The 16,418-nt window shown below is 37.8% G+C and carries 15 protein-coding genes and 1 pseudogene; all 16 read right to left on the reverse strand.

The window, feature by feature from the left end; translation table 11 throughout:
• Window positions 1-58 precede the first annotated feature (58 nt).
• The 16 genes and pseudogenes from C7K43_RS03790 to C7K43_RS03865 all read right to left on the reverse strand — a co-directional run bounded on the left by C7K43_RS03790 (window position 59) and on the right by C7K43_RS03865 (window position 16,371).
• Window positions 59-739, reverse strand: a complete 681-nt coding sequence (locus tag C7K43_RS03790; RefSeq protein WP_124005641.1) for a Bax inhibitor-1/YccA family protein — start codon at window positions 737-739, stop codon at window positions 59-61.
• The gene (locus tag C7K43_RS03795; RefSeq protein WP_124005642.1) at window positions 732-1,202 is read right to left on the reverse strand and encodes a MaoC family dehydratase; all 471 of its coding nucleotides are present in this window, start codon (window positions 1,200-1,202) and stop codon (window positions 732-734) included. The genes C7K43_RS03790 and C7K43_RS03795 overlap by 8 nt, the downstream gene beginning before the upstream one ends.
• Before the next feature lie 70 nt (window positions 1,203-1,272).
• The gene (gene murC / locus C7K43_RS03800; RefSeq protein ID WP_124005643.1) at window positions 1,273-2,610 is read right to left on the reverse strand and encodes a UDP-N-acetylmuramate--L-alanine ligase; all 1,338 of its coding nucleotides are present in this window, start codon (window positions 2,608-2,610) and stop codon (window positions 1,273-1,275) included.
• 103 nt (window positions 2,611-2,713) lie between these two features.
• Complete coding sequence (locus C7K43_RS03805) at window positions 2,714-3,181, reverse strand: SprT family protein (RefSeq protein WP_124005644.1); 468 nt, start codon at window positions 3,179-3,181, stop codon at window positions 2,714-2,716.
• The gene (locus tag C7K43_RS03810; RefSeq protein ID WP_124005645.1) at window positions 3,178-5,355 is read right to left on the reverse strand and encodes a Tex family protein; all 2,178 of its coding nucleotides are present in this window, start codon (window positions 5,353-5,355) and stop codon (window positions 3,178-3,180) included. The genes C7K43_RS03805 and C7K43_RS03810 overlap by 4 nt, the downstream gene beginning before the upstream one ends.
• 81 nt (window positions 5,356-5,436) lie before the next feature.
• Window positions 5,437-6,171 (reverse strand): metallophosphoesterase family protein, encoded by a 735-nt coding sequence (locus tag C7K43_RS03815; protein WP_124005646.1) that lies wholly within the window; start codon window positions 6,169-6,171, stop codon window positions 5,437-5,439.
• A gap of 32 nt (window positions 6,172-6,203) precedes the next feature.
• Window positions 6,204-6,575 (reverse strand): VOC family protein, encoded by a 372-nt coding sequence (locus tag C7K43_RS03820; RefSeq protein ID WP_124005647.1) that lies wholly within the window; start codon window positions 6,573-6,575, stop codon window positions 6,204-6,206.
• Window positions 6,576-6,588: 13 nt separating this feature from the next.
• Complete coding sequence (locus C7K43_RS03825; protein ID WP_124005648.1) at window positions 6,589-6,972, reverse strand: DUF1149 family protein; 384 nt, start codon at window positions 6,970-6,972, stop codon at window positions 6,589-6,591.
• A 201-nt stretch (window positions 6,973-7,173) separates the two neighbouring features.
• Window positions 7,174-8,591 (reverse strand): annotated as a pseudogene (locus tag C7K43_RS03830) (ISLre2 family transposase).
• 126 nt (window positions 8,592-8,717) lie between these two features.
• Window positions 8,718-9,758: a SepM family pheromone-processing serine protease gene (locus tag C7K43_RS03835; RefSeq protein WP_124005649.1), complete on the reverse strand. Its 1,041-nt coding sequence runs from the start codon at window positions 9,756-9,758 to the stop codon at window positions 8,718-8,720.
• Window positions 9,748-10,242 carry a pantetheine-phosphate adenylyltransferase gene (gene coaD, locus C7K43_RS03840; protein ID WP_124005650.1) on the reverse strand — a complete coding sequence of 165 codons (495 nt, stop codon included), beginning with the start codon at window positions 10,240-10,242 and terminating at the stop codon, window positions 9,748-9,750. Before coaD ends, C7K43_RS03835 begins: the two co-directional genes overlap by 11 nt.
• 2 nt (window positions 10,243-10,244) lie before the next feature.
• Window positions 10,245-10,817, reverse strand: a complete 573-nt coding sequence (gene rsmD / locus C7K43_RS03845; protein WP_124005651.1) for a 16S rRNA (guanine(966)-N(2))-methyltransferase RsmD — start codon at window positions 10,815-10,817, stop codon at window positions 10,245-10,247.
• Window positions 10,818-11,073: 256 nt separating this feature from the next.
• A complete protein-coding gene (locus C7K43_RS03850; protein ID WP_124005652.1) occupies window positions 11,074-11,388 on the reverse strand; it encodes a YlbG family protein in 315 nt (104 codons plus the stop codon).
• The gene (locus C7K43_RS03855; RefSeq protein WP_124005653.1) at window positions 11,378-11,803 is read right to left on the reverse strand and encodes a YlbF/YmcA family competence regulator; all 426 of its coding nucleotides are present in this window, start codon (window positions 11,801-11,803) and stop codon (window positions 11,378-11,380) included. Before C7K43_RS03855 ends, C7K43_RS03850 begins: the two co-directional genes overlap by 11 nt.
• The gene (locus C7K43_RS03860) at window positions 11,800-12,924 is read right to left on the reverse strand and encodes a CAP-associated domain-containing protein (RefSeq protein WP_124005654.1); all 1,125 of its coding nucleotides are present in this window, start codon (window positions 12,922-12,924) and stop codon (window positions 11,800-11,802) included. The genes C7K43_RS03855 and C7K43_RS03860 overlap by 4 nt, the downstream gene beginning before the upstream one ends.
• Before the next feature lie 18 nt (window positions 12,925-12,942).
• Window positions 12,943-16,371 carry a pyruvate carboxylase gene (locus C7K43_RS03865; RefSeq protein ID WP_124005655.1) on the reverse strand — a complete coding sequence of 1,143 codons (3,429 nt, stop codon included), beginning with the start codon at window positions 16,369-16,371 and terminating at the stop codon, window positions 12,943-12,945.
• Between the last annotated feature and the right edge of the window lie 47 nt (window positions 16,372-16,418).

The raw sequence follows: 16,418 nt of genomic DNA on the forward strand, positions 1-16,418 counted from the left end.
GAACGTTTTGTTTATTTCTTTAATAAATAAATTTTCTAATCTTGTTTTATCCCATAAATTAATTTCTGGAAAAAATACGTAAGAATGACAAGAATAAATTGATAAAATCTAGATAGAGTTGCAACGCCATAAAGGCAGCAAAACCAGTATTATCTTGCCCTTCTGTAGCAAAATACAAATGACGTATTTGTTGATTATCATAGGCAGTTAAACCTAAAAAGATCAATACTGTGACATAAGACAAGAAATAATCTATACCTGAACTTTGTAAAAAGAAATTAATCAATGTTGCAATAATAACACCGACCAATAACCCAATGGCTGCACGACCAATCCCACTTAAATCACGTTTGGTCATTGCACCATACAAAGCCATTGCCAAGAAGGTAGCGGTGGCTGTAGCAAAAGCTCTTCCCACTAACGCTTGGGTATACATTGATAAGGTAATTGATAAAACTAACCCATTTAACAATGAGTAGACGATAAAACCTGCGATCGTCAGCGATGGATTCTTCTGTGCCTTTGCACTAAGTAAAACGACTAAAATAATTTCAGCCAACCAGATGCCCGTTAAACCTAAAGGAAAGTTACTGATAAATGAAATCGTCTGTTCAAAAAATATCGTCATCGCAAGATAAGCTGAAATAGCACTGATTCCAAGGCCCAAAGCAAAAATGCCATATACCTTGGCATAGAAATGATTGACGCCTTTAGCTTCAATTGCTGGATTATTATTCATTATTTTCCTCACTTTCTTCTTCATGGAGCGTAGGAGGTTGGACCATAACCACTGCGTCCAACACCCGTTTGTTTTCTGTGTTCATTGCTTCTACAGAAAGCGTCACGACGTCTTTATGCTTATCCACTTTAATTACCTCAAATAAAAAAGTCAAGGTTTCATAATGATAGACAGGTTCGACAAAATTAACGGAAAAATTAACAATATGCGAACCTGGCCCGGGAAAATGCTTTGAAACCGTACTCGTAACAATACCGATTAACAATACAGATGGCACAATAGGCTGTTTATAAACGGTTTTCTGGGTGTAATCATGCTGGATATACAAAGGGTTAGCATCATTGGTTAAGCCTAAATACAACAATAATTGATCGTCTTCGATCGCTTCGGTCACAGACATTGTCTGCCCTTCTTCGATTTCATCGATTGCTTTTCCTAACTTATTCAACTTTCCTATATCCAATCAACTAGCCTCCATGTCTATGTTTTTATTATTTATCAAATATATAAAAGTGCAAACTGAGCTTATACACTTATAACGCGCTGCGTGTTGTATTACTCAAAAGATTTTCATAACTACGTTCAAATTTTTGCACATCGCCAGCCCCCATGAAAATAATCACGGCGTCTTCATGATTTAAAAGTGGCGAAACATTGTTTTCTTGAATAACATCGCCACCCTTGTCAATTTTAGCGCCTAGATCTTCAATTTTCACGTCGCCCTCTTTTTCACGAGCGGAACTAAATATATCACATAAGTAAACTTTATCTGCTAAGTTAAGTGCTTCAGCAAATTCGTCCATTAAAGCAATTGTACGCGAAAATGTATGAGGTTGGAAAACTGCAATAATTTCTTTAGTAGGATATTTTTGACGAGCGCCGTCAATCGTTGCTTTGATTTCTGCTGGATGGTGCGCATAGTCATCAACAATAACCATATCAGAAACTTTCTTTTCACTAAAGCGTCGTTTAACTCCCGGAAATGAATCCATTTCTTCTGCTACCTTTTTCATATCAAAGCCTTCTAAATGTGCTGTTGCGATCACACCTAAAGCATTATTGATATTATGTTGACCGAAAGCTGGTAAATCAAAGTGCCCGATAAAATCATCATGGAAGTATACATCAAAAGCAGAACCTGTCGTAGTACGTGCAATATTTTCAGCACGAATATCGTCTTCTGGATTAACGCCATAATAATAAATCGGAACATCTGCCTCAAGTTTTCGCAAATAAGGATCATCACCAAATGCTAAGATCCCCTTGTTCACTTGTTTTGCCATTGTTTGAAAGGCAGAGAATACATCATCAATGCTTTTGTAATAGTCTGGATGATCAAAATCAATATTGGTCATAATCACGTAATCAGGACGATAGGCTAAGAAATGACGTTGATATTCACACGCTTCAAAAGCAAAAAATTCAGCATCAGGACGTCCATGGCCGGTACCATCACCAATTAAATAACTCGTTGGTTCAATACCACTTAATACATGAGCCAATAAACCAGTTGTACTGGTCTTGCCATGTGAACCTGTCACAGCGATACTTGTAAAGTGTTGAATAAAATGTCCAATAAAATCGTGGTAACGAATTACTTTTAAACCTAATTTTCGAGCCCGAACTAACTCTTCATGGTCATCAGAAAAAGCATTTCCGGCAATGACGGTTAAGTCTTTTGTGATATTATCTGCGTTAAAAGTATAAATAGGAATATTTGCTTCTTCTAAACCTACTTGGGTGAAAAAGTATTTCTCTACATCGGAACCTTGGACCTGTTCTCCTTGTTCATGCAATATTAATGCCAAAGAGCTCATTCCTGAGCCTTTGATCCCTACAAAATGGTATATTCTTTTATTTTGATTTGTCATTATCAGTTATCCTCTTTTCTCGGAAAATTTGATAACAACCGAGCGAGGTTATTACCAAACTGGAATATATTATCCAATAAAATAGCAAAAATAGCAAAAAATTTTAACTTTCATTTGCCTTATTTTCAGTATAGGTACGTTCATAAAGCAGCTTGCCACCACATTTTCCGCAAACAAAGCGCTGCGTATTCATTCTTTTTTGCCTAGTGATCGACATCTGACAATGTTGACACTTATAAACGTGAAACCTACGTTTCACTTGGACATCTGGAGCATAGCGCAAACCGCCTGTCTTTGTCAACAATTCTTTAAAATCAGTATCTTTATGCCGATAACCTTTATTTTCAAGATGCAGATGGTAGTGACATAATTCATGTTTGATAATAGCTACAAATGTCTCATAATTACGAACAGCCATTTTGGGATTAAAATCTAAATGATGATCCTTCAGATGATATCTCCCGCCTGTAGTGCGTAAACGAGTGTTGAAAAGCGCTTGATGGACAAATGGTTTACCAAAAAACTCCCACGAAGTTGTCTCTACTAACTGTTGCAGCTCTTCTTCAGTCATTGTGACGCTCCTGGATCAATCATGGTTAAACTAATGCGACCTTTTTTTAAATCCACTTGTTCAATCCAAACTGTGACGACATCACCAACTGAAACAACATCGTTAGGTTGTTTGACAAATTTTGTACTTAATTTTGAAATATGAACCAATCCATCTTGTTTAACGCCAATATCTACAAAAGCACCGAAGTCAATTACATTACGGACGGTACCTGTTAATTCCATTCCTGGTTTTAAATCTTCCATTGATAAAACATCTTTTCGTAGAAGCGGAGCCGGCATACTATCACGCATATCCCGACCGGGTTGGACAAGAGCACTTATGATATCTTTTAGCGTTTCCTCGCCAATACCCAGTTGTTCAGTTAAACGTTGGAGAGATAACTTTTCAAGCACTTCTTTTGCATGTGTTGTCCCGACTTCTGCTAAATCTAACTGAGCGATTTCTAATAATTGTTTTGTAATCGTGTAACTTTCCGGATGAATAGCTGTATTGTCCAAAATATTTTGAGCTCCTGGAATTCGTAAAAAACCGATCGCTTGTTCATAAGCTTTAGGACCTAAACGGGCTACTTTTTTTAACTGTGTTCGTTTGGTAAAAGCCCCATTTTCTTCCCGATAGCCGACTACGTTTAAAGCTGTTGTTTTGTTCAAACCTGAGACATGTTGTAAAAGCTGAGGACTCGCAGTATTCACATCCACACCAACCTGGTTAACCACTGTTTCTACAACAAAATCTAATTGCTCGTTTAATCTTTTCTGTGAAACATCGTGTTGATATTGACCAACACCTACCGCTTTAGGATCAATTTTTACTAGTTCAGCTAAAGGATCTTGCAGACGACGACCAATACTAATCGCACTGCGTTCTTCTACTTGTAAGTCAGGAAATTCTTCGCGCGCAATTGCACTAGCTGAATAAACCGAAGCCCCTGCTTCATTTACCATTACGTAATAAACATCACGCTTAATAGTTTGCAAGTTTTTGGCAACGAATTGTTCCGATTCTCGACTAGCTGTACCGTTACCGATGGCAATCATATCCACCTGATATTTTTCCACAAGCTGGCAAAATTGCTCATCTGCGGCTTTTCGTTTCTCAGCAGAAGCTGGTTTATGCGGGTAAATAACTTGAATAGCTAATACTTTGCCTGTTTCATCGCAAACAGCTAATTTGCAACCCGTTCGATAGGCAGGGTCAAAACCTAAAACTATTTTCCCTTTTAAAGGAGGCTGTAGCAATAAATTTCTCAAATTTTCACCAAAAATCGAAATTGCCTGCTCGTCCGCTTTTTCTGTTAGTTCATTACGGATTTCACGTTCCAGAGCTGGACCTATAAAACGTTTATAAGCGTCTTGATATGCTGCAGTTACCAACGAAGTAGCAGGTGAATTTGGGTCTTCGATTAATTGACGATTTAAATAGTTATAGATTTTTGTTTCATCGCTTTGAAGAGATACGTTTAAAATACCCTCTTTTTCTCCGCGATTACAGGCTAAAATTCGGTGTGAAACCATTTTTTTAATTGGTTCTGAAAAATCGTAATACATTTCATATACGCTTTTTTCATCTTTTTCAGAATCCTTTACACGGCTTTCAAAACGGCCATTTTGGAAAATTTCATGACGAATCCAGCTGCGAAATTTAGCTTTATCACCAAATTGCTCGGCCATAATTTCATGTGCTCCAGCAATAACGTCTTCAAGCGTCGTTACATTGTCATTGATATAATTTGCAGCTTCATCATAGACATCATCTTGTGGAAAAGTTAATAGCCATTGACTGAAAGGAGCCAAGCCATTTTCTTTCGCAATCGTCGCTTTCGTTCGCCGTTTCTGTTTATAAGGACGATAAAGGTCTTCTACTTGCTGCATTTTGGTAGCTTGTAGGATATTTTTCTTTAATTCTGAAGTCAACTTTCCTTGTTCACCAATCAGACGAACAACTTCTTCTTTACGTTTTTCCAGATTTTCTAAGTAGTGGAAACGTTCTTCAATTTCTCTGATTTGAACTTCATCTAAATCGCCAGTCATTTCTTTACGATAACGAGCAATAAACGGAACTGTATTGCCGTCATTTAATAAAGTCAACACCGTCTGCATTTGCTTTGGGCGATACTGCGTTAATTCTTGTTGTAATAAAGAGAGTAATTCTTGATTCATTTCTTGCGCCATTTTGACACACCTTTCATTTTACATGCCTTTTAGTATAACACAAAAAAGCGAGAATTTCGTTTAAGAAATCCCCGTTTTTAGTTAAAAATCAGGTTGCCAAGCGCCTGTTAAATTTGGATATTCAATGTCTTGTACAATACCATTTTTATCAAAAATGACACCATGAACAGAGCCACCAAAAACAGCGCCGCCATCAATCCCGATTTTATGATCAGAAATCCACAAAGCAGTTGTCTGCATATCTCCATATAATAAAGGCGTGATCGTATGGCCAAAGACAATCGTTTTTCCAGTATTATTTTTTCCTTGATGAAATGGTTCCCTGATCCAAATAAAATCAGCTGGGTTCGTTTGTTTCCAATCACTTTTAGTTAGATCAACACCCGCGTGAACAAAAATATATTTCTCCCATTCAAAATACAAAGGGCGTTCTACTAAAAACTGAATCAATTGTTGGTAATAAGAACGAATGCTCAGAGCAATTTCAGTTGGTGAATATTCTTCACAACACCCGTCAAACAATAAACTTTCCATTGTTTCCTTGCCGCCGTTTTGCACATAAGCTTGGTACCATTCTTCTGGTGAACTTAAAAACTGTAAAAAGTACTCTTCATGATTTCCTCGTAGATATACAGCACCATATTTTTCTACCAATTTTTTTCCTAGTAAAAAGCATTCCTTGCTCTTTTTTCCGCGATCATTTAAGTCACCAATTAAAACAAGTTGATGGGTTTTTGGATTAAAACCTTTTAAAAGCTTTTTAAATAACTCCAGTTCACCATGGATGTCACTGATAACATAAACATAAGGTTTCAAAACAGCTGCCTCCCTTTTAAATACAATCAGTTTTAGGCCTCTGACACAGCAAAATAGTTACCATCCGGATCTACAAAATTGAATACCAACGTTTCTTCTAGCTGAATTAATTCTCCTACCTCAATGGGTATAGATTGCATTTTTTTATATAAATCTGTAATATTTTCAGCAAAAAACATTACTTGTGGCGGGTTGGTAGCTACGCCAGGAGATTGTTCTTCAATGAAATTTCGATCATAAATCACAAAGTGTATTTCTGCACCTTTATTTGGAGCAACTTCTACTACCAAGGTACCATCGGTTTCTTGTGTATCAATAACTACAAAGTCTATAGACTGCCAAAAAGCCACTGCCTTTTGGACATCACCGACAAAAAGACTAATTTGTACTTTATTTGAAAACATAATTTCCTCTTTTCTATTCTTGACGTTCAAAATCTAAGTTGACGCCAGGTTTATCCGTAATAATTTCGGTTACCTCATAGGTCAATCGCTGCAAAATATCAAATAATGGCTCCATCAACTCATCAATTTCTGCTTTGGACAGATCGTCCTGACTTTGAATATCTTGGTTCACAATATGGTTGATTTGTCCCATTGCGCCTCGAATAATAAATTTTGTAAAAACAACTTCAAAGCGCAAACGGGTGCCAATGATACTGTTTTCCTTAGGATAATTTTCATTGGGTGCCTTTAATGGGGTAAAGCCAATATGTATTCTTGTTTTAAGATCTTGTTCTTCTTTTTTACGCTGGTCAAAATGATAAGCTTCCACCAGCGGCTTTTGACGTTTAATTTCCAAAACACTCACCTTCCTTAAAATTAAGTATAGCATAATTACCTACCAAATAAAAAAGCAGAGAGGACCTAGTATGTGTCAAATTTTCTGAGGTTGAATAAAAAAGAGGCGTTTTGGACAACCACTATTTATTTTTTGATCGTTCATAAGCCTCCCTTGCGGTCGGCTGGCCCCGTTACATATGATGGAAAAAAACCCTTTCCATCATAAGTAATGGGGAGTTGGATTTAATTGCTTAAGATTGTTCGAAAACTGGCCTAGCGGAGAACTCTTCGCATAGCCTTCCGCGATTTGTCCGCTAAAAGCTCCTTCATGCGAATAAAATTTCGGTTTTTTCTGAACAGCGCGTTTCATTTTTTTCCACTTTTGTTCCCGCTCAACGTCCGCCTGAGGGCGTTCATCATATTGATTGAGCCATCCGTTAATTTCATGGTTTCGAAGACTATCAATCACTTGAATCATAGCGGTGGCGCCTGTCTTCGTCCATAATCGGCCTTGCCGTTTCATTCGATAGGTGATCTTTCGATGCGTACTTTCAATGGTGCCAATACAGGCTTTAGGATCTTGAATCCCTCGATCTTTCAGCGGACGTAAATAGGGCCAGTTCCGTATGAAATAAGCCGATAGAAGGCGCAGCTGCTCATTCGCTTTTTCTTCGTCTTCCTCGATCAAACTCTCCGCAGTATCTAAACACGTTTGGACTTTATCCCAATCATACTGTCGAAGGGCTTCCTGCATTTTCGGTTGAAGTTGGGGGACGAAATACAAACGCTCTTTGACTTTTCGCTGCACGTGATAGCGATCGCGGAAGTGCTCATGTCGTAAACAACCGAGCGCCAATTCGTCAAAGACCGCTTTTTCATAACCTGAACCCCATCACTGTTGGAAACCACAACCGTATCTCTCAAATCGTAATTCGCCTGGAGATAATGCATCATTTCTCGTTGGGCTTTTTGTCGATTCAGATCACTGATAAAATACGGGTGGATCAACGTCGAGCGTTGGCCATCTTTTTGCTTTCCTTCACACACTTGAAAACGATGAATTTCGAGGGATTGTTTTTTCTGTCCATGAATTTGCACACCGTCCCCTTCCAGATAAAGAAATGGCACTTTTTTCTTCTCTACAACCCCGTCATAACGTTCTTCACGCGTGCTTCTTGCTTGAATAAGTGTTCCGGTTTGAACAACTAACTGCTGGACATTTTGATGGCTCATACTCCACGACGTTAAACAATCAATGGCTTTGGCGACATGGCGATAGACCATCATCGAACCTAACTCAGCGACGTTTCGCAGCACCAATGAACTATAACGGCTTCCTTTACGAATCCCTAAAAACTTATCGAGCGGGTAATAAATATCGCCTGCCGCGTTTTTCATTCGTCTTCGATGGAAGGTCACGGTGCCAAAAAGAAAGGTCACCGTCCGGGAGCTTTTTCGATCACTTTGATAGCCTTGCGCTTTGGCTTCGATAAAAAGCTCATCATCTAACTGGCGAAAGGCCTCTTGTGCTAAGAAAATGATCAGTTGGGAAAAGAAGTGCATCATCGCCTTTTCTCGTCTTAAAAAGGAGGTTTCCTCCTTCATTACTTTAACTAAATCTGTTATAATAGACTCCATAAGAAACCGCCTCTGTTATTAGTGCCTGTCACAGCCCAATAACTAGAGTAACGGTTTCTTTTTTATTCGTCTAGGGTTAACCTCAATAAATTTTACACTTAGGAGGACCTACCGCTCTACTTTTTCTTACAACTGTTCTAAGTAATCAATGGCATCTTGCAATGTTTTTACCGGGACAATTTTCATGTCTGTATCTAATTCATCAGCAGCAGTTTGCGCCTCTTGATAGTTAGATTTTACATCAGGATTTTCTTTCTTCTCTTTTTTGGTCAAGGTATCATTAGGGGCAAAAAAGATCTGAGCTCCTGCTTCATCGGCACTGGCGACTTTTTTGTCAATTCCGCCAATTCGCCCAATTTTTCCCTTATTGTCAATGGTACCCGTTCCTGCAATATTTTTGTTTTGCCTTAGATTTTGTTCAGTCAATTGCTCATAGATTTCTAGTGTAAACATTAACCCAGCAGAAGGACCGCCAATATTATCAACATCAAAATCGACTTCATCTTCTGTTGTAATATCAGTATGATCTACTAATGTTATTCCGATACCTGCTTTTTGGTTACTTGGTAGTTTGATCAGTTTACCACTTGCTTCTTTCGTATCATCATCGTGCTCATAAGTCACTTTAACCGTATCACCAACTGACTTCTGCTGGACATAATCCATAAAATCTTGATTATTTTCAAAACTTTTCCCATCAACTTTTGTTACGGTATCGCCAACAGCGACTTCTCCTTTAAAACTTGAATTTTTCATTACATTCATCACATAGACGCCTTTGTACTCAAAGTCATAGGGTCGATCAGCTAATTTTAAGGCTTGCTGAATGGCTGTATTTTGCGATGATTCCATATAATAATTTTGCATTTGGTCGTATTCTTCATCGCTTGCCCCGCCCAAAAGTTCTTCTTCTGAAACTAAATCTTCAAAAGGAGAAATCTGAGCTTTTAAAGCTGTCACAACTGAAGCTTGCTGGACGCCTACCGAAGTTAATGAGAAAGAACCATCTTCCTGATCTTTTTTATCGTTAACCGTGATCAATTCTTTTAAATCAATCGTTGATCCTGGTTTTTCAATATAGTAAGGTAAGGGTAAAAAGACACTCGCGCAAATGGCGAGTGCAATAATAAAAAGGATTAACGGTTTTTTAAAAGAATTACGTTTCATCTTGGTCACGCTTCTTTTTTATAGCTTCATAAACATTTTCTGGTAGATATTTTTTTACATCTCCGTGAAATAGTAAGGTTTCTTTTAATAGACTGGAACTGATATGACTATATTGCGTTTCAGCCATTAAAAAGACGGTTTCGATTTCAGGATCGAGATGTCGATTCATCGTCATAATTTCTTTTTCGTATTCATAATCATTACCATTTCGAATACCACGTAGTAAAAATTTAGCACCAAGTCGTCGTGCCGCTTGCACAGTCAATTCAGTTTGCTGTGAAATAACCTTAACATTGGGTAAATAGGCGACAGCTTCTTTGGCTAACCGCACTTTTTCCTCCGTTGAAAGTAAGGACTTTTTATTCGTATTGACGAAAATCCCCACGATAACTTCATCAAATATTTTCGATCCCCTCTCAATAGTAGACAAATGTCCCATTGTTAAAGGATCGAAACTTCCAGGAAATAATGCAATTTTTTTCATGATCAGGCCTCGTTTCTATAAATGCTTACTTTGGTGATACCATAGACTTGACTACGTATTCGCCGTAATGTTTGTATTTCTTCAGGTAAATCAACGTCTTTGTCCGTTTCGCAAATAACTACAGCTTCTTGGGCCAACAGCCCCAAATCCAATAGCTGATCAATATCATGTAAGATTGTTTGCTTAGCATAAGGTGGATCTAAAAAGACTAAATCAAATCGTTCTTCATTTTGGGCAAGCTGCAAAAGAGCTTTTTTGGCAGTTAATTTTAGCGTAACAAATTTTTGCTCATCTTTAGTTAAACGGATATTTTCTTGAATAATTTTCATTGCTGGATAGTATTTTTCCACGCAGACAGCATATTCTGCACCTCTAGAAACGGCCTCAATCGCTAAAGCGCCACTCCCAGAATAAAGATCTAATACGTGTTCACCGTTAAAATAAGGACCAATCATATTAAATAAAGACTCTTTAATCTTATCTGTAGTTGGTCGTGTCGTATCCATTGATAAACTTTTCAAAGCCATTTTACGATAATTTCCAGATATTACACGCAAAATCGCACTTCCTTCCATCGTTATATTGCTTTTGGCTTCATTAAGTATGGTTAACTACTTCTGAATCCTCAATTTATATTAGCAGATTTAGCTCATAAAAATGATTTTCCTTATCCTACAACTCGTTATAGATCACTAGTTTTCAATATTTATGTTCTATAAAATCAAATAGAACATAAGCTTAGCAAAGTATTGTCCTATATCACAAAATAGCACATAACTTTTACATACTCATGTCCTATTTCGACGGAAATATCTTTTTCAAAAACTAGGTTCATTCATTATGATCTTCTTCGGTATTTTCTGCAACTTGAAAAGCAGCTGCTGTACCAAGTTTATCGCCGAAATTCATATCAATGTCTGGCCGTCGTGAAATATCAACCTCTCGTACAAAGTGAAGTCGATTTAATTTTTCGATGTCTTTTTGTACGTCTTCTTCATTAACGTATAGCACCACATACTTCATTTTTGGTGAGACATAATGTACAAAACCATAACGGCGCAGATTTTTCAATTGTTTTAAGCTATATACCCATACGACTAATCCACGTCTTTTTTGAATCTCAAATGTTTTTGTTTTATCCGACATGGCAACTACCTCCATGGCCTGACTTGCTTTCAAAGAAAGGATTGCCTGCATCAACTTTAATTTCTTTTGAAATAGTATGTGCAATGGTCGTTCCTACTAAATCTAATATTGACTGCAGAGTGGTTTCAGCATAGCGAAACTCAGCAACTTTCGGATGAAGATCCAAAGCGCGTTTGGCTTTACGTACAGCGTGCTGCTTTTCTCTTCGATCTGGCGCATACTTGCCATACGCTTCAATCGCTTCGAACGCTTCTTTTTTAACCATAAAATTATTCCGCAATTCTTGTACTTCTTTATCCTTATACATCTTGTTTTTTTGCCATAAGTAAGTTTGGAATGTATTACTTGCTTTGATTGTCTCAAATAATTGATCGACTTGATCTTCGATAACAAATAATTGATCGTTATAAATCAATTGCTCTCACTTTCCTCTGTTTGGTATTCTGATTCTTTCCATAAGACTAACACATTTTCTTTTGAAAAGGCAACGCCCAATGAGGTTTCATCCGAACGTATTAACTGGTCATATAAAACTGGTGTACTATACCAGGATAAAACAGAAAAACTAGGGTCATAAACTGGCTGTTCTAGGTGGCCTGATACAGATGGATCTTCCAATTCTTCTAATAAATCAGTCATTTCGGTGTCATTTAAAACAAAACTTCCAGGATGGCCCTGCTCTATTCTTTGAAGTGCCTGCAACCGTTCAGTTGTTAGAATATCTTCTTTATTTTGGTCAAAAGAACTCAGTATTTGTTTACCGGCTATTTGCAGATTTGTATCAATAGAAAAAGTTGGTACTTCATTTTTTTCTCGTAATAATTGAATTAAATCAATCGTTTGTTGCTCTTTAAATTGATTGATTTTTTCCCAATCAGCATCTTCCTCTTGTTCGTAATAAGGTGCTTCATCGTTGGCCACTGTATAAGGAGCAAGCTTAAGTAAAGTTTCACTATCTAAATAATCAACTGCATATAATTGGCTTTCATTATGTGTCTGATCAAAGAAAAGAATCGCAAAGCTGCCATTATCAAAAGCGATCAGCGGACGATAATTCATATCATCTTCTTCCAACTCAAAATCCACAGAAGCATCTTGGTGTTCGATAGTAAAGTTTGGATAGATCATAGTAATTTTAGCTAATTCATCCATAGTCATCCCAAAATGAAATGGTTCAATCTCATCGTCTTTTCCACCTAAATATTTAATGCTTTTAATAGCATGGTCTTCCGTATTTACTTCCAAAAATTCACCATCTACCGCATAGCGATTGACTGTAAAAGAAAATCCTGAACGCATACTTTCTTCTGGTTGCCCATAACTTTCTTCAAATTCGTCTAAGTCCTGACCGATCCAATTAGCAAAACCTGCTGTTTGGATCGGCTCATAACTTAAATTAGTAGCGGGTGGGTTATTTTGCGCTTGTTCGGTTGTTTCATCTTCCGTTGAATTTCGCGGAAACCAAACAGGCTGCATATATAAAATGACAAGAAAAAGAAAGAAAATACCTGCAAATAAGAGGCCTCTTTTTTTCATGTTCGTACAACCTTTCCACTATTTTTCTTCAATTTCAATGAGTAAGTCACCTGAAGCGATTGGCTCACCTGCGGTCACGTAAACATGTTTTACTTCTCCATCAAAGCTTGCCTCAATAGATGTTTCCATTTTCATGGCTTCGGTCACCATCAGCGTTTGTCCACTTTTAACACGATCACCGCGTTTAACAAGGACATCTAAAACAGTTCCGGACATAGTAGCTCCCACATGTTCTTTATTAGTAGGCTCAGCTTTCTTTTTGACCGCAATACTTGTTTTGATTGAAGTATCTTTTACGACAATTTCGCGCCGTTGACCATTCAAATTGAAAAAGAGTGTACGATTTCCTTCGATATCTGGTTCGCCTATTTCATCCAAACGAATAATTAAGTTCTTCCCTTTTTCAATAACCACATTGATTTTTTCTCCTTGTCGCATTCCATTAAAAAAGGTTGGCGTGTCTAAAACTTTAATATCCGCGTATTGTTCATAGGCCTTGCGATAAGCTAGAAAAACATCTGGATACATCAAATAGCTTAATATTTCATCCTGGTTTGGTGTATAGCCAATCAATTTTGCTAATTCATCTCTTACTTGATTAAAGTCTACTGGTTCAGCAAAAGCGCCAGGACGATCAGTGTATGGTTCTCTTCCTTTTAAAATGAATTGTTGTAACTTTTTGGGAAAACCGCCGACTGGTTGGCCTAAATCACCTTGGAAAAATGAAATGACAGATTCAGGAAAACTAATAGAAGCACCTTTCTCGTAAATATCTTCTTCTGACAAATCATTTTGAACCATAAATAAAGCCATATCTCCGACCACTTTAGAAGATGGGGTTACTTTTACGATATCACCAAACATCATATTGACTTGATGGTACATTTGTTTAATTTCATCCCAACGGTCAAACAATCCAACAGCTTTAGCCTGTTGTTGCAAGTTAGAATATTGTCCACCAGGCATCTCATGCATGTAAACTTCTGTTTGTGGTGCGTTTAGCCCACTTTCAAATGGTTGGTAATATTGACGCACATCTTCCCAGTAATGATTGAGTTTTTGCACGTTTTCAACTTGGATATGGGGCACACGTTCACTATCATCAAGTGCATAATATAAACTACTCATGCTAGGTTGACTCGTACCGCCACTCATTGCGCTAACGGCTACATCGACAATATCAACTCCCGCTCTGACTGCTTCCGAGTAGGTCATAATCCCATTGCCACTAGTATCATGGGTATGCAAATGAATCGGCAAATCAACCATATCTTTTAATTCACTAATTAAGCGATAAGCCGCTTGCGGTTTCAACAACCCAGCCATATCTTTAATAGCAATAATATGAGCGCCTAACTGTTCTAACTCTTTAGCCATATCTTTATAATATTGTACTGAGTATTTTGGCCGATTTGGATCATTAATATCACCAGTATAACAAATCGCAGCTTCAGCAATTTTTCCTGTGTCTCTGACAGCTTGAATACTTTTTTTCATCTGAGGTAACCAATTCAAGCTATCAAAAATACGAAAAACGTCCATCCCCTGTTTAGCTGCCTCATTAATAAATTCAACTAATACATTGTCAGGGTAGTTGGAATAACCAACTGCGTTTGAACCGCGAAACAGCATCTGCAGTAAAGTATTCGGCATTTTTTTGCGTAAAATTCGTAATCTTTCCCAAGGATCTTCAGTTAAGAAGCGGTAGCTTACATCAAAAGTAGCACCACCCCACATTTCACTTGAAAACAACTGCGGAATGCCTTGCTCTGTTTGACGAGCAATTCGGCTTAAATCTTGCGTACGTACTCGAGTAGCAAGCAAGCTTTGGTGGGCATCCCGAAAAGTTGTATCCGTCAAAAGGACTTCATTTTGTTGACGAACCCACTGAGTCAATTTCTCTGCGCCCTGGTCTTCTAAAATGTTCTTTGCTGTTTGGTCAACTTTTACCTCAGTTAGATCCTCTGGCATACGAGGTGCTTCGTAAAAAGGTTTTTCTTGTCTTTCAATTCCAGGAAAACCATTTACTGTAATTTCACTAATATATTTCATTGTTTTATTGCCGCGGTCACGAGTAAACGAAAATTTAAATAGCTCAGGCGTTTGATCGATAAAAGTGGTCGTCATTTTTCCTGAACGAAATTTCGGATGAGAGATGACATTTTTTAGAAATGGCATATTGGTTTTCACGCCGCGTACCCGAAATTCTTTTATACAACGCGCCATTTTAGCAATTGCTTGTTCAAATGTCGCTGCATGAGTACATACTTTAACTAGCAAGGAATCAAAGTAAGGAGTGACAACCGCACCAGCGTAAGCATTTCCAACATCCAATCGAACACCAAAACCACCTGGAGAGCGGTAAGTATCAATTTTACCGGTATCAGGCATAAAGTCATTTAACGGATCTTCTGTAGTAATCCGGCATTGAATTGCTGCCCCTTTGAAGGTAATATTTTCTTGCTTGGGCAATCCAATATCTTGATGAAGATCTTTACCTTGAGCAATTAATATCTGCGTAGTAACAATATCTACATCGGTAATCATTTCAGTGATCGTATGTTCCACTTGTACTCTTGGATTTACTTCAATAAAGTAGAATTGATTACCTTCAACTAAAAATTCAACTGTTCCTGCATTTACATAACCTACATGTTGCATTAAGTTCACTGCTGCGGTACAAATTCTGTCACGAAGTTCTGCACTAAGAGATACGCAAGGCGCTACTTCAACGACTTTTTGGTGTCTTCTTTGAACAGAGCAGTCACGTTCAAATAAATGGATAACATTTCCGTTATTATCGCCTAAGATTTGCACTTCAATGTGTTTTGGATCAGCAACGTATTTTTCGACATAAATCTCATCACTGCCAAACGCCGCTTTGGCCTCACTTTTAGCACGCTCAAACCCATCGCGCGCTTGTTTTTCATCGTAGGCAACACGCATCCCACGGCCACCACCGCCCAATGCTGCTTTAATCATAATCGGGTAGCCATTTTCTTGAGCAAATGCTACGACTTCTTCAGCATCAGAAACCGGACCATCAGAACCAGGTATTGCTTGAATTCCAGCTGCGGTAGCTGCTTGTTTTGCTTTAATTTTATCGCCGAAAATATCCAATTGATGAGGTGTGGGGCCGATAAAAGTAATCCCTTCTTCTTTACAACGAGTAGCAAACTCTAGGTTTTCGGATAAAAAGCCGTATCCGGGATGTATCGCTTGAGCTCCTGAAACTTTTGCAATACGAATAATATCTTCAATATCTAAATAAGCTTCGATTGGCTTTTTGTCTTTTCCCACCAAATAAGCTTCATCCGCTTTAAAACGATGAACAGAGTATTCATCTTCTTTGGCATAAATAGCTACTGTTTGTATATTTAACTCAACACATGCGCGGAAAACACGCGTTGCTATTTCTCCCCGATTGGCAACAAGAATCTTATCCATTTAACCACTCCTTAAGTTTTAAACTTATATTCTATTTAGCTTTCACT

The sequence above is a fragment of the Tetragenococcus koreensis genome (genome assembly GCF_003795145.1).
Lineage (GTDB): Bacteria > Bacillota > Bacilli > Lactobacillales > Enterococcaceae > Tetragenococcus > Tetragenococcus koreensis.

Bases quoted from the DNA above. Each gene is read 5' to 3' on its own strand.
- C7K43_RS03790 (WP_124005641.1), bottom strand. From the start codon at position 739: ATGAATAATAATCCAGCAATTGAAGCTAAAGGCGTCAATCATTTCTAT.
- murC (WP_124005643.1), bottom strand. From the start codon at position 2,610: ATGACAAATCAAAATAAAAGAATATACCATTTTGTAGGGATCAAAGGC.
- C7K43_RS03805 (WP_124005644.1), bottom strand. From the start codon at position 3,181: ATGACTGAAGAAGAGCTGCAACAGTTAGTAGAGACAACTTCGTGGGAG.
- C7K43_RS03810 (WP_124005645.1), bottom strand. From the start codon at position 5,355: ATGGCGCAAGAAATGAATCAAGAATTACTCTCTTTATTACAACAAGAA.
- C7K43_RS03820 (WP_124005647.1), bottom strand. From the start codon at position 6,575: ATGTTTTCAAATAAAGTACAAATTAGTCTTTTTGTCGGTGATGTCCAA.
- C7K43_RS03835 (WP_124005649.1), bottom strand. From the start codon at position 9,758: ATGAAACGTAATTCTTTTAAAAAACCGTTAATCCTTTTTATTATTGCA.
- coaD (WP_124005650.1), bottom strand. From the start codon at position 10,242: ATGAAAAAAATTGCATTATTTCCTGGAAGTTTCGATCCTTTAACAATG.
- rsmD (WP_124005651.1), bottom strand. From the start codon at position 10,817: ATGGAAGGAAGTGCGATTTTGCGTGTAATATCTGGAAATTATCGTAAA.
- C7K43_RS03850 (WP_124005652.1), bottom strand. From the start codon at position 11,388: ATGTCGGATAAAACAAAAACATTTGAGATTCAAAAAAGACGTGGATTA.
- C7K43_RS03860 (WP_124005654.1), bottom strand. From the start codon at position 12,924: ATGAAAAAAAGAGGCCTCTTATTTGCAGGTATTTTCTTTCTTTTTCTT.
- C7K43_RS03865 (WP_124005655.1), bottom strand. From the start codon at position 16,371: ATGGATAAGATTCTTGTTGCCAATCGGGGAGAAATAGCAACGCGTGTT.